Annotated in this window: 24 protein-coding genes and 1 pseudogene; 8 read left to right on the top strand and 17 right to left on the bottom strand. The window is 71.9% G+C overall.

Annotation, left to right across the window (positions count from 1 at the left end; genetic code table 11):
* Nucleotides 1-30: 30 nt before the first annotated feature.
* Nucleotides 31-528 carry a hypothetical protein gene (locus ACFC0Z_RS08400; RefSeq protein WP_376434137.1) on the bottom strand — a complete coding sequence of 166 codons (498 nt, stop codon included), beginning with the start codon at nucleotides 526-528 and terminating at the stop codon, nucleotides 31-33.
* Nucleotides 529-633: 105 nt separating this feature from the next.
* On the opposite strand from ACFC0Z_RS08400, the gene ACFC0Z_RS08395 reads away from it, so the two are divergent.
* Both ACFC0Z_RS08395 and ACFC0Z_RS08390 read left to right on the top strand, forming a co-directional pair.
* Nucleotides 634-1,113, top strand: a complete 480-nt coding sequence (locus tag ACFC0Z_RS08395) for a hypothetical protein (protein WP_376434135.1) — start codon at nucleotides 634-636, stop codon at nucleotides 1,111-1,113.
* 71 nt (nucleotides 1,114-1,184) lie between these two features.
* Complete coding sequence (locus ACFC0Z_RS08390) at nucleotides 1,185-1,574, top strand: hypothetical protein (protein WP_376434133.1); 390 nt, start codon at nucleotides 1,185-1,187, stop codon at nucleotides 1,572-1,574.
* Nucleotides 1,575-1,592: 18 nt separating this feature from the next.
* Here the strand turns inward: ACFC0Z_RS08390 and ACFC0Z_RS08385 are convergent, their stop codons facing one another.
* A complete protein-coding gene (locus ACFC0Z_RS08385) occupies nucleotides 1,593-2,102 on the bottom strand; it encodes a hypothetical protein (protein WP_376434132.1) in 510 nt (169 codons plus the stop codon).
* Nucleotides 2,103-2,172: 70 nt separating this feature from the next.
* Here ACFC0Z_RS08385 and ACFC0Z_RS08380 point away from each other — a divergent pair, with 70 nt between their 5' ends.
* The gene (locus ACFC0Z_RS08380; RefSeq protein WP_376434131.1) at nucleotides 2,173-2,853 is read left to right on the top strand and encodes a phosphotransferase; all 681 of its coding nucleotides are present in this window, start codon (nucleotides 2,173-2,175) and stop codon (nucleotides 2,851-2,853) included.
* 34 nt (nucleotides 2,854-2,887) lie between these two features.
* On the opposite strand, the gene ACFC0Z_RS08375 is transcribed toward ACFC0Z_RS08380, so the two are convergent.
* The 8 genes from ACFC0Z_RS08375 to ACFC0Z_RS08340 all read right to left on the bottom strand — a co-directional run bounded on the left by ACFC0Z_RS08375 (nucleotide 2,888) and on the right by ACFC0Z_RS08340 (nucleotide 9,554).
* Complete coding sequence (locus ACFC0Z_RS08375; RefSeq protein ID WP_376434129.1) at nucleotides 2,888-3,700, bottom strand: CPBP family intramembrane glutamic endopeptidase; 813 nt, start codon at nucleotides 3,698-3,700, stop codon at nucleotides 2,888-2,890.
* A gap of 121 nt (nucleotides 3,701-3,821) precedes the next feature.
* Entirely contained in the window at nucleotides 3,822-4,595 is a 774-nt protein-coding gene (locus ACFC0Z_RS08370) for an amino acid ABC transporter ATP-binding protein (RefSeq protein WP_376434127.1), read from the bottom strand.
* Nucleotides 4,592-5,515 carry an amino acid ABC transporter permease gene (locus ACFC0Z_RS08365; RefSeq protein WP_376434125.1) on the bottom strand — a complete coding sequence of 308 codons (924 nt, stop codon included), beginning with the start codon at nucleotides 5,513-5,515 and terminating at the stop codon, nucleotides 4,592-4,594. The genes ACFC0Z_RS08370 and ACFC0Z_RS08365 overlap by 4 nt, the downstream gene beginning before the upstream one ends.
* 10 nt (nucleotides 5,516-5,525) lie before the next feature.
* Nucleotides 5,526-6,395: an ABC transporter substrate-binding protein gene (locus ACFC0Z_RS08360; protein WP_376434123.1), complete on the bottom strand. Its 870-nt coding sequence runs from the start codon at nucleotides 6,393-6,395 to the stop codon at nucleotides 5,526-5,528.
* Nucleotides 6,396-6,602: 207 nt separating this feature from the next.
* Nucleotides 6,603-7,457 carry an SAM hydroxide adenosyltransferase gene (locus ACFC0Z_RS08355; protein WP_376434121.1) on the bottom strand — a complete coding sequence of 285 codons (855 nt, stop codon included), beginning with the start codon at nucleotides 7,455-7,457 and terminating at the stop codon, nucleotides 6,603-6,605.
* 308 nt (nucleotides 7,458-7,765) lie between these two features.
* Entirely contained in the window at nucleotides 7,766-8,341 is a 576-nt protein-coding gene (locus tag ACFC0Z_RS08350; protein WP_376434119.1) for a GNAT family N-acetyltransferase, read from the bottom strand.
* A gap of 27 nt (nucleotides 8,342-8,368) precedes the next feature.
* Nucleotides 8,369-8,716, bottom strand: a complete 348-nt coding sequence (locus tag ACFC0Z_RS08345) for a thioredoxin family protein (protein ID WP_376434117.1) — start codon at nucleotides 8,714-8,716, stop codon at nucleotides 8,369-8,371.
* Nucleotides 8,717-8,792: 76 nt separating this feature from the next.
* Complete coding sequence (locus ACFC0Z_RS08340; RefSeq protein WP_376434115.1) at nucleotides 8,793-9,554, bottom strand: 2-phosphosulfolactate phosphatase; 762 nt, start codon at nucleotides 9,552-9,554, stop codon at nucleotides 8,793-8,795.
* Nucleotides 9,555-9,645: 91 nt separating this feature from the next.
* On the opposite strand from ACFC0Z_RS08340, the gene ACFC0Z_RS08335 reads away from it, so the two are divergent.
* Complete coding sequence (locus ACFC0Z_RS08335; RefSeq protein WP_376434113.1) at nucleotides 9,646-10,161, top strand: DUF5956 family protein; 516 nt, start codon at nucleotides 9,646-9,648, stop codon at nucleotides 10,159-10,161.
* On the opposite strand, the gene ACFC0Z_RS08330 is transcribed toward ACFC0Z_RS08335, so the two are convergent.
* Nucleotides 10,162-10,956, bottom strand: a complete 795-nt coding sequence (locus ACFC0Z_RS08330) for a DUF2785 domain-containing protein (RefSeq protein ID WP_376434111.1) — start codon at nucleotides 10,954-10,956, stop codon at nucleotides 10,162-10,164.
* A gap of 161 nt (nucleotides 10,957-11,117) precedes the next feature.
* Between ACFC0Z_RS08330 and ACFC0Z_RS08325 the strand changes: the two genes are divergently transcribed.
* The gene (locus ACFC0Z_RS08325) at nucleotides 11,118-11,855 is read left to right on the top strand and encodes a VOC family protein (protein WP_376434109.1); all 738 of its coding nucleotides are present in this window, start codon (nucleotides 11,118-11,120) and stop codon (nucleotides 11,853-11,855) included.
* A gap of 290 nt (nucleotides 11,856-12,145) precedes the next feature.
* On the opposite strand, the pseudogene ACFC0Z_RS08320 reads toward ACFC0Z_RS08325, so the two are convergent.
* The 3 genes and pseudogenes from ACFC0Z_RS08320 to ACFC0Z_RS08310 all read right to left on the bottom strand — a co-directional run bounded on the left by ACFC0Z_RS08320 (nucleotide 12,146) and on the right by ACFC0Z_RS08310 (nucleotide 16,257).
* Nucleotides 12,146-12,233: pseudogene (locus ACFC0Z_RS08320) on the bottom strand.
* A gap of 34 nt (nucleotides 12,234-12,267) precedes the next feature.
* On the bottom strand, nucleotides 12,268-13,044 hold the full coding sequence (locus ACFC0Z_RS08315; protein WP_376434107.1) for a hypothetical protein: 777 nt from the start codon (nucleotides 13,042-13,044) through the stop codon (nucleotides 12,268-12,270).
* A 30-nt stretch (nucleotides 13,045-13,074) separates the two neighbouring features.
* Nucleotides 13,075-16,257: a CHAT domain-containing protein gene (locus ACFC0Z_RS08310; protein ID WP_376434105.1), complete on the bottom strand. Its 3,183-nt coding sequence runs from the start codon at nucleotides 16,255-16,257 to the stop codon at nucleotides 13,075-13,077.
* 101 nt (nucleotides 16,258-16,358) lie between these two features.
* Between ACFC0Z_RS08310 and ACFC0Z_RS08305 the strand changes: the two genes are divergently transcribed.
* The gene (locus tag ACFC0Z_RS08305) at nucleotides 16,359-16,811 is read left to right on the top strand and encodes a hypothetical protein (RefSeq protein WP_376434103.1); all 453 of its coding nucleotides are present in this window, start codon (nucleotides 16,359-16,361) and stop codon (nucleotides 16,809-16,811) included.
* 1 nt (nucleotide 16,812) lies between these two features.
* On the top strand, nucleotides 16,813-17,742 hold the full coding sequence (locus tag ACFC0Z_RS08300) for a hypothetical protein (protein WP_376434101.1): 930 nt from the start codon (nucleotides 16,813-16,815) through the stop codon (nucleotides 17,740-17,742).
* Here the strand turns inward: ACFC0Z_RS08300 and ACFC0Z_RS08295 are convergent.
* On the bottom strand, nucleotides 17,734-18,252 hold the full coding sequence (locus ACFC0Z_RS08295) for an HAD domain-containing protein (protein ID WP_376434099.1): 519 nt from the start codon (nucleotides 18,250-18,252) through the stop codon (nucleotides 17,734-17,736). The genes ACFC0Z_RS08300 and ACFC0Z_RS08295 overlap by 9 nt on opposite strands.
* A gap of 55 nt (nucleotides 18,253-18,307) precedes the next feature.
* On the opposite strand from ACFC0Z_RS08295, the gene ACFC0Z_RS08290 reads away from it, so the two are divergent.
* Nucleotides 18,308-18,667, top strand: coding sequence for an SH3 domain-containing protein (locus ACFC0Z_RS08290; protein ID WP_376434097.1), 360 nt, complete (start codon nucleotides 18,308-18,310; stop codon nucleotides 18,665-18,667).
* Between the two features lie 171 nt (nucleotides 18,668-18,838).
* Here the strand turns inward: ACFC0Z_RS08290 and ACFC0Z_RS08285 are convergent, their stop codons facing one another.
* Both ACFC0Z_RS08285 and ACFC0Z_RS08280 read right to left on the bottom strand, forming a co-directional pair.
* Nucleotides 18,839-19,225, bottom strand: a complete 387-nt coding sequence (locus ACFC0Z_RS08285) for an FKBP-type peptidyl-prolyl cis-trans isomerase (RefSeq protein ID WP_376434095.1) — start codon at nucleotides 19,223-19,225, stop codon at nucleotides 18,839-18,841.
* Nucleotides 19,226-19,355: 130 nt separating this feature from the next.
* Complete coding sequence (locus ACFC0Z_RS08280) at nucleotides 19,356-20,609, bottom strand: serine hydrolase domain-containing protein (protein WP_376434093.1); 1,254 nt, start codon at nucleotides 20,607-20,609, stop codon at nucleotides 19,356-19,358.
* Nucleotides 20,610-20,882 lie beyond the last annotated feature (273 nt).

Raw genomic sequence — 20,882 nt, 5'->3', positions numbered from 1 at the left:
TGAGTACCGACCTGCAGAACGCCGGGAGTCCTACGAGGACTCCTCGGACCGCTCCTCACGCGCTCCGGCGATCCTCCCGCCGACGAACAGCACGCCCAGAGTGGCGGCGGCCACCCCGGCGGTTGCCACCGTCTTCATGCCCAGCCCCAGGAAATGCTTGCTCTCGGTGTCCTTCTCGGACACCCGTTGCACGTTCCGGTCGAGCCGGTCGTGGAGGGCCTCCCGCTGTGCCCAGCTGAGGTCGTCCCGCCGGAGATCGGCCTGCAAGGCGTCCCGCTGGTCCTGCGCGGCCTGGTAGAAGCGGTTCTGACTCTTCTCGTTGGCGGCGATCGTGGACTTGTGGGCGTCGGAGACCGCGTCGATGTCGGCCTTGGCCAGGTCCTTGAAGGCGGGGAACTGATCGATGAGCTTGATCCGTACCTCGGTGGCCATCTCGGGCATCGCTGCCGCGAACCTGAGCACCTTGTCCTTCGACAGGTTCCGCCAGTTCGGGATGCCCAACTTCCGCTTGACCGCAGCTTCGTTCACGCCGCCCACTCTAGCGGTGCCCGCAACCACCGTCCCCCGAGACAGTTCTAGATCCGTCGGACGCGACAGGCGCGTCCGGCGCGTCACGGGTGGTGGGTCGTGGGGATGATGATGCGGAAGAAGACGAGGATCGCCCTGGCCGCGGGCACGGTAGCCCTCGGGCTGCTGGGTGTCGGCGGCTGGTTCGGCTATCAGGCGTGGACCGCTCCGGGATACGGCGGGTGCTCGCTGCGCGGGTACCGCGCGAGCGACGCGGCGAGCACCGCGCCCCACGCCGACGACCTGTTCACCGGTCGGGTGACGTCGTTCGAGGAGCGCCGGGAGTTCTCGGCGTCCGTGCAGGACGTCTACCTCGTCGAGGTCGTGTCCGTGCTCCGGGGAGACCTGCACGGCACGGTCCGCGTCACCTACGGCCTCGACTCCGGCCGTACGCCCCGCCTCGCGGACGGCTCGACGTACGTGTTCGCCACCTCGGCCTGGGAGGACGGGCACATGCAGCTGTACCAAGGTGCGATGAGGCCGGTGGACGACGTACAGCTCGCGCTGTGGAGGAGGCTTGCCGCCCTGCCGCCGGTGAAGGACTAGCCAGGGGGTGGCGGGGGAGTGGCTATCGTCGGGTATCCCCATTTCTTGGACTGCTCCACCGGGAGGAAGCCGTGTCGGAACCGCGACCGCTCGCCGCCGAGGCGGAACTCGCCACAGCGAAGAAGCGCCTGGGCCTCCCGCGTATCGTCGCGATCTGCGGCTCCACGCGCTTCATGGCCGAGATGATCGAGGCCGACGTGCGGGAGACCGCGGCCGGACGGATCGTCGTCAAGCCGGGGTGCGACATGAAGTCGCCGCACCGGCTCTGGTCCGATCCAGTCGAGGCCGAGGCGTTGAAGGTGCGACTCGACGAGCTGCACCGGGCGAAGATCCGGCTCGCTGACGAAGTCCTCGTCGTCGGCGACTACATCGGCGACAGCACCCGGGCCGAGATCGCGTACGCCCGCTCGCTGGGCAGGCCCGTGCGCTTCACCCACCCCGAAGTCGACCCCGACGCCTGACCTTGGACCGGTGCGTCGTCAGTCGCCGACCCCGAGGTGCAGGATCGTGGCCCAGTCGTCGGTGACGAGCAGGACGTTGCGCCACGCGATGTCACCGGCGTGCGGGCCGTCCACGTCGGCGGCGGTCCGGACGGGGCCCAGGTGCTCCTCGACGAGGTCGGCGATCTCCTCGGCGAGTTCGCCCGCCCGCCGGACCAGGTCGGCCGGCGGACCGTCGGTGCGCGCGTACCTCGTCGCCGGTTGCAGGAACCCCTCGCTCACCTCCTGGCGCAGGACGTCACGCCAGGCCTCGGGCGAGGTGTACGGGCGGACCGGCGTACGGACCTGGTGGCCGCCGGCCCCCGCGTCGTACACCGCTTGGGCGAGTCCCGTCAGCCACTCGGGGGCGCGGAGTCCCCCCGTCACCGGGACGACGGGGACGACGGGGAAGAGGGCGATGGACGGCACGTGGTTCACGTCGGCGAGTAGCTCCTCCAGCGGTTCGGCGGCGGCCGACACCGCCTCCGGGGCGTCGAGGGGATGCGGCATGGGTGTCGTGTCCTGGTGTTCCGTGGGCGGGGGTTGGCGCGGGGTGCGCCCTGAGGACAGACTGCCGCACATGGAGTTGATCGCGAGGGGGCGGGACGCCGACGTGTACGCCGTGGACGAGTCCAGGGTGCTGCGCCGGTACCGGGACGGTCGGCGGACCGGTCACGAGGCGCCCCTCATGGCGTTCCTACAGGCGGCCGGCTACCCCGTACCGAAGGTGTACGAGGCCACCGGGACCGACCTGGTCATGGAGCGGCTGCACGGGCCGACCTTGATGGAGGCCGTGGAGCGGGCGCCCTGGCGGGTTGGCGCGTTCGGCCGGACGCTGGGCGCGCTTCACGACCGGCTGCATGCGATCGCGGCTCCGGGCTGGCTGCCGAAACGATTCAGTAGAGAGACCGGAGACCGGGTTCTCCACCTCGACCTCCACCCGGGCAACGTCATGCTGACGGATCGCGGACCCGTGGTCATCGACTGGTGCAACGCGGCCGCCGGCGATCCCGCCGCCGATCTGGCGATGACCGTCGTCACCGTCGGCGGCGCGGACGTTCCCGGTCTGGCCGCGCGCCTGGGCCGGGGTCTGCTGCTGAGGGGCGTACGGAGCGGGTCGAGGACCGATCCCTCGGTACGGCTCCGCGAGGTCGCCCGGCACAAGCTCGCCGATCCGAACCTGACGCCCGCGGAGGCGGCGTGGCTGCGGCGGCGGGCCGGGGGCGCGACGGCTGAAGCGGACATCGGCCCCCGTCGGTGAGCCCGCCCCTGTCGGTGAGCCCGAGCCGACCGCCTCAGACGGTCGTCGCCGTCGCCGCCGCCGGTTCCACCGCCCGGCGCTTCACCACCACCAGCACGATCAGCACCACCTGAAGCAGGATCGGCAGCACCATCCCCGCCGACGCCTCCGGCTCCTCGCCGACCAGGTTCGACGTGAGTCCGAGGTCCCACAGCCCGTGGACGAGCATCGGCAGCAGCAGCGTGCCGCCGACGCGCAGGCAGAGGTAGAAGAAGTAGCCGGAGGTCGAGACGATCAGGGCTTGGAAGACGGCCTGGACACCCTCGCCGAAGGCGTTGCTGACGTGGACGAGGCCGAAGATCAGCGAGGAGTACAGGGCGACCTTGCCCTCGCTGAATCCGGCGCGCTTGAAGACCTGCACGCCGATGCCGCGGAACATCAGCTCCTCGCCGATGCCGACGAAAAGCGTCATCACCACCAGGGCGAGGACGAGTGAGCCCTTCTGGTCGGCCAGGTTGGCGTAGTTCATGCCGAGCAGGGCGCAGACCGCCATGGAGACCGGCACGAACCAGACCCATCGGCGGACGGGCGCGCGATAGCGCAGGACCTCGCCCCACCAGCCGAGCCAGGTCACCACGATTATGCCGAACACCACCGACAGGCCGATGGGCACGACCCCGTTGCGGACCACGGCCTCGGTGGTCGGGAACGGGCTGTCGGAGCCACCTGTGCCGCCGGTGCCACTGGTGTCGACGCCGACGAGGAGCCCCGCGCCCTTGAGGACCGCGAGGTACACCACCACCACGGCCAGGAACCACGGCCAGGTCAGCGTCCTCCCGCGCGAGGCGGGCGGCTCGGTCACGGACATGTGTCGTCACTCTCCCTTCGGCGAGGGCGCCCGGAATCCCGGTCTCACGGGCCGCGCCGTCGCGGAGCCGAGTACACCATCGCCGAAGGGGGAGAAAACGGGGCGACACGCCCCGCGGAGGTCAGGGACGTTCGAGCGCCCGTGCGAGGAAACGCTGCGTGGCCTGCTCGCGCGGAGCGGTCAGGACCTGCTCCGCGGTGCCCTGCTCGACGATCACGCCACCCTCCAGGAAGCAGACCCGGTCCGCGACGCGACGGGCGAAGTCCATCTCGTGCGTGGCCATGAGGATGGTCAGACCGCGCTGCTTGAGGTCCGCGACGACGTCCAGGACCTCCCCGACGAGCTCGGGGTCGAGCGCCGAGGTGATCTCGTCGAAGAGCAGCAGCTCCGGCTCGGTGGCGAGCGCGCGGGCGATGGCCGCGCGCTGCTGCTGTCCGCCGGAGAGCCGGTCCGGGTGCTCCCGCTCCTTGTCCGCGAGCCCGAGCCGGGCGAGCAGCTCGCGGGCCGTCGCCTCCGCCTGCTTGCGCGGGACGCCGTGGACCTGGCGCGGCGCGAGCGTGATGTTGTCGAGGACGCTGAGGTGCGGGAACAGGTTGTACGCCTGGAACACGATGCCGATCCGCCGGCGGGCGACATCGGGGTCGAGCCGCGGGTCGGTGAGCTCGCTGTCACCCAGGTGGACCGTGCCGTCGTCGACGACGTCGAGCAGGTCCACGCACTTCAGGAGCGTCGACTTGCCCGAGCCCGAGCCGCCGATCAGGCAGACCACCTCGTGCTCGGCGACGTCGAGGTCGATCGACCGCAGGACGAGCCGGGACCCGTACTGCTTGCGCAGCCCGCGGATGCGCAGCAGCGGCCGGCTCGACGCCTGGCCCGCCGGGCTTCCCTCGCTCATCGGCCCGCCTCCGCCCACTGGCGCTGCGAGGCCCGCCGCTGGAGCCGGTCGGCGAAGCGGGTCAGCGGAATGGTCACCGCGATGAACAAGAGAGCCGCTCCGAGATAGGGGGTGTAGTTGAAGTCGTAGTCCGCCTTGATCTGGGCGGCGCGCAACGCCTCCAGCGGGCCGAGTACGGCGATCAGCGCGGTGTCCTTCTGGAGCGCGATGAAGTCGTTGAGCAGCGGCGGGAGCACGTTGCGCACGGCCTGCGGCAGGACGACGTGGCGCAGGGTCTGCCGCTCGTTCAGCCCCAGGGCCCGCGCGGCGTTGCGCTGCGCGGGGTGCACGGAGTTGAGACCGGCGCGCAGGACCTCGCCGACGTAGGCACCGTACGAGAGCACGAGGGCGATCACACCGAGCACCCAGGGCTGCGACGGCGTGCCCTGGAGCTGGAGCGCGGGGAGCCCGAAACCGACGAGGAAGACGAGGAGCAGGGTGGGTACGCCCCTGAAGACGTCGACGTAGACGGTCGCGGCGAGCCGCAGCGGCTGGAGGCCCGGCGAGCGGGTCACCCGGATCAGGGCGATCAGCAGGCCGAGGACGAGGATCAGCACCTCGGCGACGAGGAACATCTGGATGTTGAGCCAGAAGCCCCGCAGCAGCTCGGGGAAGGCCTCGCGGAGCTCGGCCCCGTCGAAGAACAGGCTGTCGACGCGCTCCCAGCCCGGCGAGGAGACCGCCGCCGTGCCGATGACCACCAGCCCGAGCAGGGTGCACAGGAAGGAGATCCAGGTGTGGCGGCGACGGCGGGAGCGGCGATAGCGCTGCCGCTCCAGCTCGTGCTCGCTCGGCCGGTACGCGTCGCCCGCCGCGCCGGAGGAGTCGGAGGGGTCCGTGCCGTCCGAGGGCGGCGGCACCACGGTCTTCGTGAGTTCCACAGCCGGCCCGTTACTGCTTCAGCTCGGGGACGTTCGCGGAGGCGGAGAGCCACTTCTCGGTGAGCTGCGCGAGCGTGCCGTCGGCCTTGAGGGACTCCAGGGCCTTGTTCACGCAGCCGGTGTACTTGCTGTCCTTCGGAAGCAGCAGACCGAACTTCTCCGGGGTGCCGCCCGCGTAGCCGAACTGGCCGATGATCTTGCCGTTGTCGAGCTCGGCGCCCGCGAGGTAGAAGACGGTCGGCAGGTCGGTGACGATCGCGTCGATCTGACCGTTCGTCAGCGCCGTGACCTCGTCCTTGGTGGTGTTGAAGACGCTCGGCTGCTTGCTGGGCTTGAGCTGCTCCAGGACGGCCTGGTAGCTGGTCGTCGCGACCTGCACGCCGATCTTGGCGTCCTTGAGCTCGCCCAGGGACTTGGCCTTCGCGTACTTCGAGTTCTCGAGCGTCAGGATGGCCTGGTTCGCGGTGTAGTAACTGGTGGAGAAATCGACCGCCTTCTCGCGCTGCGGCGTGATGGAGATCTGGTTGATGTCGAAGTCGAAGGACTTCTTGCCGGGGGCGTAGGAATGGGCGAAGGGTTCGGTCACCCATTTCACCTGCTCCTTGGCGAAGCCCAGCTTGCCGGCCACCGCGTAGGCCACCGCGCTTTCGAATCCCTTGCCGTTGGAGGGGGTGTTGCTGTCGAACCACGGTTCGTAGGCGGGGGAGTCGGTGGCGATCGTCAGCTGGCCGGACTTGAAGAGGGCCGGGCTGTCGATCGTGCAGTTCGGGGCCCCGGAGCCGGCGGCTCCGGTGTCGGCCTTCGGCTGCGGCGCGCAGGCTGCGGCGGCGAGGACGACGGTGGCGGCGGAGGCCGTGAGGGCTATGCGGGAACGGAGCATCGGAAATCCTTCGAAAGTCCGGTAAAAGATAAGGAAAGTGGGCCGGTGGCGTGTGCTCAACGACACAGGTCGGCCGCGCAGCGCACGTTGTCCACGTGGCGGCGGCGTACCAGCAGGAGGGTTCCGGACATACTTTTCAGCATTCCGGCTCGTGGAGGCCGACGTCAATCCGGCCGGGTGCCGCGGGAGTAACGCGTTGATAACGGGTCAGCCCGCGAGGGTCAGTACCCGGTCGCCCTGGTCGAGGCCGAAGACGGCGGCGGCGGAACCGCCGCGGACCACCAGCTCGGCGAAGCCGACCCCGGAGCTCCCGACGGTGATGCCGGGCTCACCGAGCGGGACGTCGGGGAGCCGGTCGTAACAGCGCACCCGGACGTCGCGGCCCTCGTGGCGGTTGTGCACGAGGAGGGTCTTCTCGCCCGTGTAGCCGGGCAGTTCGGCGGCGGGTCGGTCCAGCTTGCAGTTGCCGAAGTTGTCGACGACGGCGACCCGCACGTCGTCCGACTCCGTCTCGCGCACCGGGTGCGCCTGCGCGGGCACCTCGCGGCCGTCGGCGAGCCAGCGGGCGAGCAGCGGCACGTACCAGAGGCTGCGGAACTGCGTCCGCACCATCTCCTCGACCTCGTCCGCCGCGAGCTCGGCCCATCCGGCGGCGGCGGCCTCGAGAACCTCGCGGACGTCGGTGACGTGCACCTCGGTCAGGCCCAGGTAGGTGGCGAGCGGGGCGAGCACCCGCTGGCTCAGGGTGCTGATGACCAGGTGCTGCCCGTGCCGGAAGTAACAGAAGGGGACGCCGTTGGGCCAGTGGCCGTCCCGGGGGGCGATGTTGACGAGGACGACCACGGGCTGGGTCGGTCCGCCGATGAGGTCCGTGGAACGCAGCAGGTCGAGCAGGGTGAGCGCGGCGGCGCCCTCCGGGTCGGCGCCCGTGAGCGGCAGGACGGTCGGAGTGGCGCCGAAGAGCGTGGCGATACGGGCGGACTGGCGGGCCAGGGCGTTGGGGTCGGCGCAGTCGGTGAGGGAGACGACCGGTACGGGGGCGGGGGCGGGGGCGGGGGCCATGGTGGGTACTTCGCCTTCTGGAGGGTGGGGAGGGGAGGGGGAGAGCGAGGGTGGAGAGGGGGAGGAGGCCCGGCCGGGGCAACAAAAAAGGACCCTCCGTTTCCGGAGGGTCCGTCGCAGCTAGTGCGCACACGGCTTCGCTAGCGAAGCGCCTCCGGTGTCCGGGGCATCATTCGCATCATGGCGAGGGTGGCGGTGTGCTGCATGGCCGGGACGCTAGCACCCGTCGGTGGTGAGCACACACAGGTGTCCATATCGTGGACACTTCCGTAAGACGTCGGGTTGCGGAGGCGGCCGTCCACTCGCCTTCAGGCCCCCTGGGTCCCCTGGGTCCCCTGGGCCCCCTGGGCGGCCGAGGACAGGGCGCCGAACCACTGCTCGGAGCCGTACTCCTCGAACCGCTCGATCTCCGTGAACCCCAGCCTCGCGGCCAGGCGCATCGCTCGGTCGTTGGCGGTCCGCGTCGTGAGCACCACTGGTTCGCCGGGCTGGACGCCGGCGAACCAGTCCAGGACCGCGCGGCAGGCCTCGGAGGCGTACCCGAGCCCCCACGCCTCCGGCAGCAGCAAGTACCCCAGCTCGGTCTCCCCGCCCTCGGGGCGGACGCGGCCGAGGCGCTCCGGTCCGCGGCGATCGAGGGTGATCATGCCGATCATCGCGCCGTCGGTCTCGACGACGAAGCAGCCGGGGCGCCGCCCCGGGACCTCGGGGGCGGAGCGCTCCACCTCGTCACGCGGCCGGGAGCCGCCTATGTGGGCGCCCACCTCGGGCGACGCGAACAGCTCCACGAACGCTGCCCGGTCCCCGGCCTCGGACTCCCGGAGGACGAGCCGTTCGGTCCTGAGGGGTGCGGGCGGCCAGGGGAGCGAGGGAGAGGCGGTCATGGCGGGCAAGCTAGCGCACGCACCCCGTCAGAGGTGCTCTTCGAGGAGACCGCGGAGCTCGGCGCCGGTCATCAGGCCCGAACCGTGGGCCACGGCCTCTCCTGCCTCCCCCGCCTTCAGGAGGACGTAGGACGGCGCGCCGGTGACCTCGTACCGCTTGGTCGCGACGGGGCAGCGGGCGATGTCGGTCCGCACGACGGTGAGGCGGCCGGTGTACTCGTCGGCGACGTCGCCGATGACGAGGTCCATGGCCCGGCAGGGCTCGATCGCCTTCGGCCAGGTCCCGATGAAGTACGCGAGGACCGGAACCCGGCTCATCCGGAGGATGAAGTCGAACTCCGCGTCCTCGCGGGGCTGGTGGACCTGCTTCGCCATGGAGGCTCCTGACCTGGTGTTCCGTCGTTCAGGCCCATCATCTCGCGAGTCCTGCGGTACGCGCGGACGGCCCCGCTCAGTCGTGCGTCGCCTCGCGGTGCACTGCGTGCGCCGTGTCCTGCCGGGTCCGGAACGGGCGGAGCACGGCCATGCCGTCCTCAAGACCGAGTCGCATGGCGAAGTCGAAGCGGTCGACCTGGCAGCACAGGTCCACGTCGGCGGGGCGGGAACCGTCGCGCGCTCCGGTGCGCAGGGCTTCCGCGGCCGGGGACGTGCGGGCACGGTGCAGGTAGGGAGCCGGGTCGGGGGCCGAGGCGGGGGCCGAGGCGGGGGTCGGTGTGGGGCGGCCGCCGCCGGCGGCGAGGAGCCGGTCCAGGTACGCGGCACACGCCAGGTCCTCGGTGGCGCGGCCGTCCTCGCCGGTGGCCACGAGGGTCACCGACTCGGCCCCGGCATCGGTCAGGGCGCGGGCCGTCGCGCCGGCCACGGCGAAACTGGCGCACAGGGCGAGTTCGGCCTCGACGACCGCCAGAGCTCCGACCGTCCCGGCGGTGGTCTTCTGGACCACGGTGCGGCCGGTCAGGTCAAACTCCTGTATCAGGACAGGGGAGTTGACCAGGTCGAACCCGCTCGCAGGCGCCCCGTCCTTGAGCGCGAGCCAGCCCGGGTTGCCCGCCTTGATCTCCAACGCCTCGTCGGCGTCGGCGGCGAGGACGATCCGCTCCGCGCCGAGATGGAAGGCCCACGCGGCGGTGGTGAACGCCCGCATCACATCGATCACGACGGCCACCTTCTCGGTGCCGTCCAGGTCCGGAATCCCGACTGTTCGCGAGCGCATCCCGCGATGGTCGCAGGGCGCGGAGGTGATTCACAAGGAACGTCGGCGATCTGTCGCCGGTTCGCTGTCGCCGGGTCGTACTCTGCCCCGTATGTCCTGGGATGTGGAAGGGTGCCCGCATCGGCTGGCCGCGCGGCGCTCGGGTCCGTCCGAACTGGAGGCGGACCGTCTGCCCGAGGTGCGGGAGCTGGAGCAGCTGGGGTGGGTTCTCGCGCCGCAGGCGCCCGTGTTGGTGTTCCTTCCCTACGTCTGGCCGCCGGGCGCCCGGACCTGGGTGCCCGATCGGTCCTCCGTCTGGCTGATCGACACCACCCTCGCCGCCGACGGCCGGGTCCTGGACGTCGAATGCCGGCCTGCCCCGGTCGCTGAGCGGGCCGCCTTGGAGGCGGACGCACTCGCCGATCTCGGTCGGGCGGGGGTGCCGCCGCGGCCGCCGGGGCGGCTGTGGTTGCTGCGGCCGGTCGGCGGCCTGCCCGATCTGGAAGCGGTACTCGGCTGGCTGCTCGCGGCGGCGGTCCGTCAGGGCATCGGCTTCAGCCTGTCCGCCGCGTTCGTGCGGCTGTGCGCGCGGGAGCTGGAGGCCCTGGGGACCGGGGGGTCGGGGTGATCAGCGCTTGACGATCCGGTCCAGCGTTGCGGCGACGGCCGACTTGACGGCTTCGGGGTGCCGCAGGGGCTGGGCCGGAAGCTCGCTGGTGGGGCGTACACCTCGGTCGGCGAGGATGTAGAGCAGGCGCAGCGTGCGCAGGCAGTTGCTGACGTGCGCGGGCACCGGAGTCACGATCCGGTCCGCTCCGAAGCGGTCGGCGACCGTGTCCAGCCATCCGACGGAGTCGGCCTCGGTGAGGTCCGCGCGGGTGAGGACGCGAGCCACGGCCCGGGCCAGGCGGTCGTCCTCCAACTGGTCGAGGACGTGGTCGGTGGGCGTGGTGAGTCGGGCGGCGGCGAGGGCGAGCATCCGAGCGGGATCGACGTCGGGGTGGAGCCCGAGCGTGGCGAGGAGATCCGCGCCGTGGGCGACGGCGTGCAGCCAACCGATCGTCGCGTCGTGGCCGCGGAGGTCGGACTCCGCCGGGTACCAGGCCTCGAAGGCGTCCACCCAACCGGCCTTGAGGTCGCCCCCGTTCACGAGCATGTCCAGGACGAGAGGGGCGAAGGTGCGCGCCTCGGCACGGGGATGCGTGAACCGGGCGGCCATCTCGTCACCGAGCTCAAGGCGCCGGGCGGTCCCGATCGTCCTGCGGTCGATCCAGGTGGCGAGAACGGCGTACGGTGCGCCGTCACGGATCTGCGGATCGGGGTCCGCAAGGGCGGCGGACAGTTCACCGACGAGGTCGTCCGGGGACCGGGTGCCGCCGGGCACGGCGTAGTCGGCGGCCTCGACGCCGCTCCAGTTGATCATGGTCGGCACCCTAGGTCGCCCGGGTGGGTGTGCGCCTCCGTTTTTCTCCCGATTGCCGGATCGCCCCCGTTCTTGGCCGGCCTGCCGCGCGGCAGCGATCGGCCCTGGTGGTGGACGGCGAGGGCGTCGGCCTCGCGAGATCGCGATCTAGGCTGAAGGGCATGACGACGAGACTTGTGCAGGTCACGATGCAGGCGAAGGACGACGCGGCGCTCGGCCGCTTCTGGGCGGAGGCGCTCGGATGGGGCGTCGACAGCGAGGGGCCGGGGATCACCAACCTCGAACCGGTCGGGTTCGACTACCCCGATCCCGTGGCCGTATGCCTCGACATCGTGGCCCGGCCGGAACCGAAGCGGGTCAAGAACCGGCTGCACATCGATCTCGCCACCACCTCGGCCGCCCACCAGACGGAGTTGGTCGAACGGCTCCGCGGTCTCGGCGCGACGCTCGCCGACGTGGGGCAGGGAGACGTCCCGTGGACCGTGATGGCGGATCCCGAGGGCAACGAGTTCTGCGTCCTGGAGCCCCGCGAGACCTACCGGGACACCGGGCCGGTCGCCGCGATCGTCGTCGACTGCGCCGATCCGCGGGAGATGGCCCGGTTCTGGGGCGAGGCCATGGACTGGACGGTCCACCGGGTCGCCGACGACCAGGCGGCGCTGCGGTCGTCCAAGGGCGTCGGGCCCTACCTGGAGTTCATCCGGACCCCGGACGCCAAGACCGTCTTGAACCGTGTCCACCTCGACGTCCGCCCGTACGCGGAGGACGACCCGGCGGCGGAGGAAGCCCGCCTGCGCGCCTTGGGAGCCGGCGACCCCGGCATCGACCAGTCCGCCATCTCGTGGCGGGTCCTGACGGACACCGAAGGGAACGAGTTCTGTCTGCTTGCCCCGCGCTGACCTCGGGAAAAGGAGCGGGTCCGAGGGCGTAGCCTGCCCTCGGACCCTGACGGTGCCGCTCACATCACACGCCGGCACACTTGAGAACCCGGGTCAGTCGTCATTGCGTCGCGTCCTGCCTTTGGACCACCGCCGATCGAGCTCGGCGGACCAGATTCGAACTGGCATTTCGACGCACCAGGGCCCGGGCCCGGTCGATCCGGCGATGAGCGGCGCATGCTGAGTCTGGAGCAATAGTCTGAGATTGACCGCGGTTCGCCTCTGCCAGGTTGGGCCATCCCGGCGCGAAGTGCCGGGAGGAGGACTCGAACCTCCACATCAACCGCGGATGTCACGACAAGGCTCAGCTTCAGCTTTGCGCTCCTCGCGCACCCCGGCCGCTTGCCACGGCCGGGGAGTCTGTGTGTCCCGGCTACCCGAAGAGGTAGCCGAAGACGGCGTCGCCGACGCGCTGGTCGGTGACCTCGGCGCTGTTGGCCTCCTCGCGGGCGTACTTCACTGCCTGCTGGAGCTTCTCCACCCGCTCAAGCAGCTCGTTGACCCGCCGGGCGGGCAGCGCGCCGGAGAACTTCACCGTCGTCCAGTACCCGACGGGAACGTCCTCGTAGTAGACCTCGACCTGCGCCGGGTGCTTGTCCGTCGCCTCGGCCTTGACGTGGTTGCGGGGCACCTTCTTCGTCCGCACCGTGCGCACGACCTCGGTCTTCCACGCGTCGGTCGACGGGTCCTGCGTCCACGACTCGGCGGCGTCGAGCACGGGAAGCTTGCGCACGAACGTCCAGATGTCCGTCAACTGCTTCTCCAGGAAGAGTAGATACGCGACGGGTACGCGCTCCACGAGCACCCGCCCGTCGACGGTGACGTCCGCACGCGCCTCGCAGTTCGCCCAGTCCTTCGTGGCCGTCACATCGAACAGCCGGGTCAACGCCCGTGCGGTGTCCCGCAGTACGTCCTCGGCCTTCACCTGCACGAGGGTCGACTCGGGAGGGAGCTGCTCGCCCTCCTCGTCCTTCGGCTGGTACGTACGCGAGATTCCGGCGAGCAACGCGGGCTTGCTCAGGCCGTGGTGAGCAGTCGTCAGGTCTTGGTGAGCCCGCGACTTCACGCCCTTCTCGACGGCGATGATCTGGTTCAGTTTCGTTGCCACGTCGCAGACCCTAGAGCGAGAGGCCCGGGTTGATCGAACCATTTTCCGAGTCCCGGGCCGAGGGAACCCCGCTCACGCTCCGACGTGCAGGTACGCCGCCCACAGCGACGGCGTGCGCGGGAAGGCATCCCGGCGCTCCCGGATCACCCCGTGCAGGGCGACGGCCGACCGGCCGCAGTCGAGTGTGCCGTCAGGCCCGGCCAGCCCCCGGTAGAAGGCCGAAGCGATCTCGTCGCTCTCATCGTCGTACGCCTTCCACAGCGTGCCGATCACCTGCCGGAACCCCATCAGCTGGAACGCCGAGGCGAGATGGATGGACTCGTCCGCGAGGTCGTCGTGGGTGCTCACCGCCGTCTCGCACGCCGACAGGTAGGCGAGTTCCGCGCTGTCCAGGTTCACGGGGGCCAAACTCAGCACGGTGAAAGGGACTTCGCGGTGGTCGTGCAGGAGGAGACGGCTGTGAGAAGGGTCGGCGGCTTCGCTGATGCCGTGGCAGATCAGGTGCACGACGGAGGCCGATCCCAGGGCGTCGAGGACCCGGGCGGAGGTCGGGAGCGAGGTCGGGGCTGCGCCCGTCCCGTGCGCGTAGCTCTCGTCGGGCGAGGCGAACACCTCGTACGGTAAGCCGAGTTGCTCGGAAACGGCATCGGCCTCGTCCAGTGCCCGGTGGAGGTCGGGATGTCCCGGCGTGGTCGGCATCGCGACCACCACGGCCCGGCCCGGACCACCGGTGGACACCGTGGGGCGCCGGGCGTGCAGCAAGGCCTGCACGGTGGGGGTGTACGAGGACACCACCCGGTCCATGACGGTGCGGCTTTCCGCGGCGTCCTCACCCTGGTGGTATCCGGCTGCGTGCAGCGGGAGTTGGCCGAGCAGCCCGCCGGGAGACCACCAGAGGCGAGGCAGTGGCCCGGTCGCTCCGTCGCCCGGTGCGCGGAGGCCGAGCGCGTCGAGCACCGGGCCGGTCGCGGCGTCCCACAGCCATTCGAGCAGCGCGGTGAGGTCGCGCTGGGCGGCGACGGAGACGGCGGGATCGTCGTCGGCGGAGGCCGTGACGACGGCGCGGAAGTGCTCGGTGCGGTGCGCCACCGCCCCCGGGGTGAGACCGGGCAACGGGAGGAAGTCGACACCGGTGGTGGTCAGGAGGAGGGCCCCGCTCCCGTACCGGCTCACGGTGAAGACCACCACGGGACCCTCGTCGGCCGCCCGGAAGAGGCTCTGCGCGGCCGGCGGCAGCATGAAGGACGCGAAGCCGTCGAGCGCCCGGATCGCGGCCACGGTCTCGCCGAACTCCCGGAGCAGCCGCTGACGGGTGTCGAGCTCGGGCGCGGCGTCCGGCCGGGTGAGGAGCTCGGCGGGGAGGCGGCCGACCTCGTCGGTGTCGAGCAGGCGGCGCAAGTGCTCGTACCGGTCGGCCAGTTCGGGGCGGCGCTCGCGCAGCGCCGTGAGGTCGTCGCGGGTTTCGAGGAGCTGACTCAGCAGCAGCGCCCGGCCGGACTCCAGCAGGCGCAGGGCCGCGAGGCTCCGGCCGGGATCCCCGGCGCGGGCCGCGAGAGTGAGCGCGGCGGCGTCGCCGGCGAGGCCGGAGAACCCACCCAGCGCGTGCTGCTGGTCGCGACGGTGGATGAACCGGGGGGCCGCCTCCGGCAGGAGCTCCACGGCCTGCGCCAGGAGCCGGGCGCCGAGCGCGGGGTCGGTGACCGACGTGTACAGGGCGGCGAGGCGGGCCGCGTCGATACGCAGCGTGGTCTGCCCGGTGGGGGCGTCGGCGGCTGCCGTGAGGCAGCGGACGGCCCCCGCGAACGCGGCGCGCGCCTCGTCCCGGCCGGTCGCGGCGGCGCCGATGTGGGTGAGCGCGGTGCCCATCTTGACCAGGCCCAGGGTGTGCCGTGGCCCGCCCGGCTCGGTACGCGCGAGCAGCCGGCGGAGCAGCTCGACGGAGCGTGCGGGGTCCCGGGCGTCGCGCGTGCGGTCGTAGCGCTGCTGGAGGGCGGTCGTCAGGTGGAGCACGTACTCCGGCCAGGACGGGTGCGCGGGCGCGGTCGCGTCGACGGCCTGCCGGAACAGGTCGACGGCCCGGTCGAGGTCGGTGACGTCGTACGCGGGGTGCTGCTCGAAGCGGCAGTGCAGCAGCGCGCCCAGCGCGTAGGCGAGCAGGGGATGGTCCGGGTGGTCGGCCGGTGTGAGCCGGCGCGCCTGCTTGGCGTGGCGCAGGGCCTCCTCGTTGTCCTCGATCCGGGACTCGCGGCGGTACCGCAGGAGCAGCGCGCCGCCGAGGGTGGTCAGTGCGCGTCGGTGCACCTCGCCTCCCGGCGTGGCGCGGCCGACGGCGTCGCGGAGCCACTCGACGGCGGCGTCGACGTCGGTCAGTGCCCCGGAGCGTTCGAACCGCGCGGTCAGGGCCGCGCCCAGGTTGAGCAGGAAGGCGGCGGCGTTCGGCTCGTCCGCCGTGATCGCCGTGATCACCTGCTGGTGGAGGGTGATGGAGGCGTCGAGGTCGGCGAGCGACCAGGTCTGTTCGAAGCGGAGCATGAGGACGGTCGCCAGGTTGGAGAGGGACCCGGCCCGGTCCGGGTGGTCGGCGGGGAGGAGGGTGATACCGCGCCGGAGCGACGCGATGGCCCGGTTGGCATCGCGGAGGTCCGCGGTGTGGTCGAAGCGGTGGCTGAGCACCAGGCCGTGCACCAGCCACACCCCGGCCGGGGTGGCGTCGTTCAGCAGCGGATCCAGCACCTCGACGGCGCGCGCGGCCTCGACGGGGTCGTCGGAGACCCCGAGCCGCAGCTGCAGCACGGCGCACAGGCTGGAGACGAGGGTGTCGCGATCGGGGTGGTCGGCTCCCGCGAGCCGGATCAGCCGGTCGATGCCGGTGACGGCGCGGGACGCCGCGTCCGGGCCGGGGTCCTCCAGGACCGCCATGAAGAACCGCTGGGCCCGCATGCTCACGGCCATGCCCATGAGGGCGTCGAGCGCGCGCGGGACGTCGCCGACGCCGCTGAGCCGGCTGAGCGCGAAGCAGCCGAGCGCCGCCATGAGTGCTTCCTGTTGTTCCTTCTCCCCTTGCTCGTACGCGTGGAGGAAGAAGTGCAGCCACCCGAGATCGTTGCGGGCCGCGTAGTCCTCGTCGAGGTCCAGCTCGGCGTCGAGCCGGGCGGCGAGATCCCGCACCTCCGCCAGACGCCCGTGAGGAAACGGCACCCCGTCCTTGAGGCGCGCCACCAGGGTGCGCACGATCGTCCTCGTGTCGGCTGCCACGTTGGCCCCCGCCCGTCGTCGGTCCTCAACCTGCCTTCGTACGATGGCAGTTGACGTCATACTCGAATCGTCTGGGTCAGTCCAGGGGGAGGTGGGCGCACATGCCACGACGAGCGGACGAGACGGCTCGGGCGGTGGAGTACCTGTGCAAGCGGGAGGCCGTGTTCCGTTCGATCCTCGTACGGGACGGGGGTGCGGCGGCGCTCGACGCGGCGCTGACCGCGATTCGTACGGGCGCGGGCGGGGGATCCGGACCGGGCGCCGACGTGCGCGAGGCGCTGGACGGCCTGAACCTGGCCCTGCGGCGCGCGGGACACGCCAAGGGCCTGTACGGGGAACTGCGGGGCGCGGACGTGCCCCCACCGGCCTCCTCCTTCCCGGGCCTGGACACGACGCAGCCCCCCGACACCGGCGCCGGACCCCTCACCCCCATCTACGCGTGCCCGGGCGCCCGGTGCCGACGGCTGGAGGCGGTGAGAGGCCCGGCACCGGTGCCGGTCTGCGCCGTGACCGGAGGACCGATGGAGCTCCCCGTCCCGGGCGACGGATCCTGAGATGGACGCGATCCTCTCCTCGGTCGGCAAGAAGATGATCGAGGGGCCGCTGCTCCTGTGGGGCGCGCTCTACGTCACGCTCGGGGCCGTGGCCTCCCGGCTGGGCCACGGCCTCGACGTGGACCGCCTGAAGGCCGCGGCGAAGACGGCGGCTTCGCATCTCTCGGCCGAGGGCGCCGGACTGGTCGCGCTCGCGGTCCTGGCGTTCGCCCTCGCGGCGGCCGGGGCCGGACTCGCGGCCCGGGCCCTCGGCCGGATCACGGAGATCGCCGCCCTCACCGACGACTGGCGGCGCTGGCCGGCGATCCTCGGCGCACCCGTCCACCGCGTCGTCAGGCGCCGGGTACGGCGGTACGAGGAGACCGTGCGCCGGGAAGCGGCGCGGCGCCTCGCCCGCGAACGCGGCACGCCCGGCACCCCGCCGGACGACGCACCCGGGGTACTCCGCCGGAACGCCAGGATCGACGCCGGGGAGCCGCGCCGGGCGACGTGGAGCGGCGACCGGATCTGGTGGACGGGCACCGACCTGCGGCACGCCTACGGCATCGACCTCGCGGTGGTCTGGCCGAGCCTGTGGCTGGTCCTGCCGGACGGCGACCGCGCCGAACTGAACGCCGAGCGGCAGGCGGTGAACTCGGCCACCCTGCTGTCCGGTTGGGCCTGCCTGTACCTGCTGCTCGGCACGGTGTGCTGGCCCTTCCTGCTCGCGACGGCCGCGATGCTCCTGCTGTCCCGTCACCGCCTCCGCGCCGCGACGGCGGCTTTCGCCGAACACGTACGGCGCGTCACCCAGCTGTACGCCCCCGAACTCGCCCGGCGCCTGGGCGGAGACCGCACGGGCCCCCTGGACCGCGCGACGGTCACGGAACTCCACGAGGCCCTGGACCTCCGGCGCCCCGGCGGGCCGGGGGCGCTCCGTAGGTCACCGTAGCCAGGCGTGGAGGGCGGCGTAGTCGTCGTCGGGCAGGCCCTGACGGGGGTCGACACGATGGAGGAGGGTGGGGCTCGGGTGGTGGGCGGTGACCCAGTCGCGATCGACGCCGGTGATCTCGTCGTCGACCCAGACGAAGGGGCGCCCGGCGGCCCATGCGACAAGGGTCCGGGTCTTCCAGTGCAGTCCGCTCCGCGCGTCCGACTCCTCCAGCTCGCCGTCGGCTGACGTCCCGTCCCAGAGCACGACGTCCAGCGGGGGCAGACCGAGGCGCGGCGCGATCAGCTCGTTGGCGTCAATCGTCCACGTCGTCGCCCAGACGAGGTCGCAGGGAAGTGCCGCCAGACGGGGACCGTGTGCGGGATTGAGCCGTGACAGCAGCGGATTCCCGGAAGCGCCAAGAACAACACCGTGCGTATAGGTCGGATAGGGCTGGGAGCGCGCGCCGAAGGGGATGAGTGGACCGTCGACGTCGAGGAAGAGCAGGGGGCGCTGCGGGGAGCCGTTCACGGACGCACGATAGCCGCAGCCCGTAACGTACAAGGGCCGCCCGAGTTGGTAGGGCATGCGCTTGCTGATCTTCCCCACCCTCGCGGCGGCCACGCTCCTCGCCGCCTCCGCCGCCTCCGCAGCCCCTGCCGTCGCCACCTCCGCCGCCGGTCCGGACCGTACAGCCGCCTCCGAGTTCAATCCCTGCGGCTACGACGTCAGCGCCGACACCGTGAATCTCCGCACCGGAGCCGGGACGCGGTTCGCCTCCCTCGGGCATCTACGGAAGGACGACGACGTGACCGTCGACCGTGCCAGCGGCGACTGGTACCACGTGACCCTCGCGGAGAAGTCCCGGGGCGGACTGGCCGAGGGGACCGCCGGGTGGGTGCACAAGAACTACGTGACGCCTTCGGTCTGCATGCGCCTGGACTGAGCGGCCTCTTTCGGATCCGCCCCGCGATCATGCTCGCGGGGCGAGAACCAGTCGCGGCGGCTTCGACCTCAGCAGCATGCGGGCATCACCACTCGCCGAGCAGCTCATCCACACCGGCCGCTCGTGGTGCGGGGCAGGGAGCGGGCCGGTCCGGGCCGGTCCGGGCCGGTGTCAGACGGCCACGGACAGGAGGTCCACGACGAAGACGAGCGTCGAGCCCGGGGGGATCGCCGGGGTGGGGGACTGGTTGCCGTAGCCGAGGCGTGGGGGAACGACGATCTCGCGGCGGCCGCCGACCTTCATGCCCCTGATGCCGCGATCCCAGCCCTTGATGACACGGCCGCCGCCCACGGCGAACTTGAACGGCTCCCCGCGGTCCCAGGAAGCGTCGAACTCCTTGCCGGACGCGAAGGTGACGCCGACGTAGTGGACCCGTACGACCCTACCGGGCTTCGCTTCGAGGCCGTCCCCGACGACGAGGTCACGGATGGTGAGCTCGGTCGGAGCCTCGCCCTCCGGGACGGTGATCTCGGGCTTCGTCGGTTCTGCTTCGCTCATCGCGGTGGCCTCGCTCCTCGGTGCGCGTGGTCGCTCCACGCCGCAGGTGATCACGCTACCGAGCCCACGCTACCGAGCCCACGCCGCCGAGCGCCGCCGTGGCCGGGCGGCGGCGCGGACGCGACCCGCCTCAGCCGAAGTCGGGGATGGGGTGCCGGGGCGCGAGGGCGGCGGCGATGCGCTGGGCGATCAGGTGTGCGGAGTGCCCGTCGGCGGCGTCGGGGGCCCGGGTGGTCGAGACGGCGATGGCCAGACGCTCGGAGGGGAGGTACGCCTGGGAGGCCGAGTAGCCGAAGAACAGGGGGTGCTGGGCGACCCAGTCGCCGAGGACGAGGACGCCCAGGCCGTAGTGGGTGGTCCTGGTCTGGGCGATGCAGACGGTGGCGGGACAGTCGCGGGTGGCGTGGCCGAGGCCCACTGTCCCGGGGTCGAGGAACTGCCGGTAGGAGGCCGGGGAGAGGAGTTCGCCGGAGCCGAGGCCGGCGGCCGAGCGGGCCAGGTCGCAGATGTCGGTGGTCTGTACGGCCCCGGGGGCGGTGGTCCACGAGGGGTTCCAGAAGGTGGACTCCTCGTACGTCCCCCGGTCGGTGGTGAAGGCGTGCAGGACGGGCGCCGGGATGTCCGGTGTGAAGGCGTTGCGGGTCTCGCGCAGTCCGAGCGGCCCCGTGACCTCCTTCCGGAGCAGCCGGTCGAGGCGTGTTCCGGTGATCTTCTCCAGGGCCGCGCCGAGGAGGACGAAGTTGGCGTGCGAGTAGTTCCAGTTGGTGCCGGGCTCGTACCACCGCTTCTCGCGCGTGGAGAGCCCGACCACTTCCTTCGCCGTCCACTGCCGGAACGGGTCGGCCCCGACGGCCTTCTGGAAGGCGGGGAGCCGGACGTAGTCGGCGAGTCCCGTGGTCGAGGCGGCGAGCATGCGCAGGGTGATCCTCTCGCCCTGTGGCAGGTCGGGCAGCCAGCGTGCGACGGGGGCGTCGAGGTCGGCCCTGCCCTGGTCGACGAGGCGCAGGAGGGCTACTCCCATGTAGCTGATCGCGATGTTGCCGTTGCGGAAGTGCATGGCGGGGTCGGCGGGGACCCCGGTCATCGACTCGCCGAGCGCGGCGGTGACGAGTTCGCGGCCGTCGACGGTCACCCGCAGGACCACGGACTTGAGGTGCAGGTCCGCCGCGGCGCGTTCGGCGATGCGGAGGACCTCGCGGGCCGGTCCGCGCCCCGGTGCGGGGGAGGCGGCGCACCTGCTGCCGTCGTCCTCGCCCGGGGTGCCGGCGCCCGGGGTGCCGCCGGTCGCCGGGGTCGTGCCGCCGAGGGCGAGGAGGGCGGTGAGCGCGGCGACGAGCGCTCGGCGCGGGCGCGCGGCGGAACGGGCGCGGGGGGCTGGTGTCATGGCCGGAGTATCGGCCCGTCGCGCGTGCGTGACGGCCCCCCGGCCGTCGACCCGCGGGAACGTCACCCGTCGGGTCGCGCGGCGGCGGTTACGGTCGGGGAGCGTCGTCTCGTACGCGACGCGGGTGTCGACGTCCTGCTGCCGCGGCGTGGGCCGGACCCGCTGACGTCGACGGCCCCGCGCACCGCCGCACGGATGAGCGCCTGCCCGTCCGCGGCTCCGCCTGAGTCCCCCCTGGCGCGGCCCGTCGGACAGTGGTGGGGACCCGTCGTC

The organism is Streptomyces sp. NPDC056144 (genome assembly GCF_042264145.1).
Classification (GTDB): domain Bacteria; phylum Actinomycetota; class Actinomycetes; order Streptomycetales; family Streptomycetaceae; genus Streptomyces.
The sequence above is the reverse complement of the archived record's forward strand: the minus strand, read 5'-3'. Positions and strand labels throughout refer to the sequence as shown.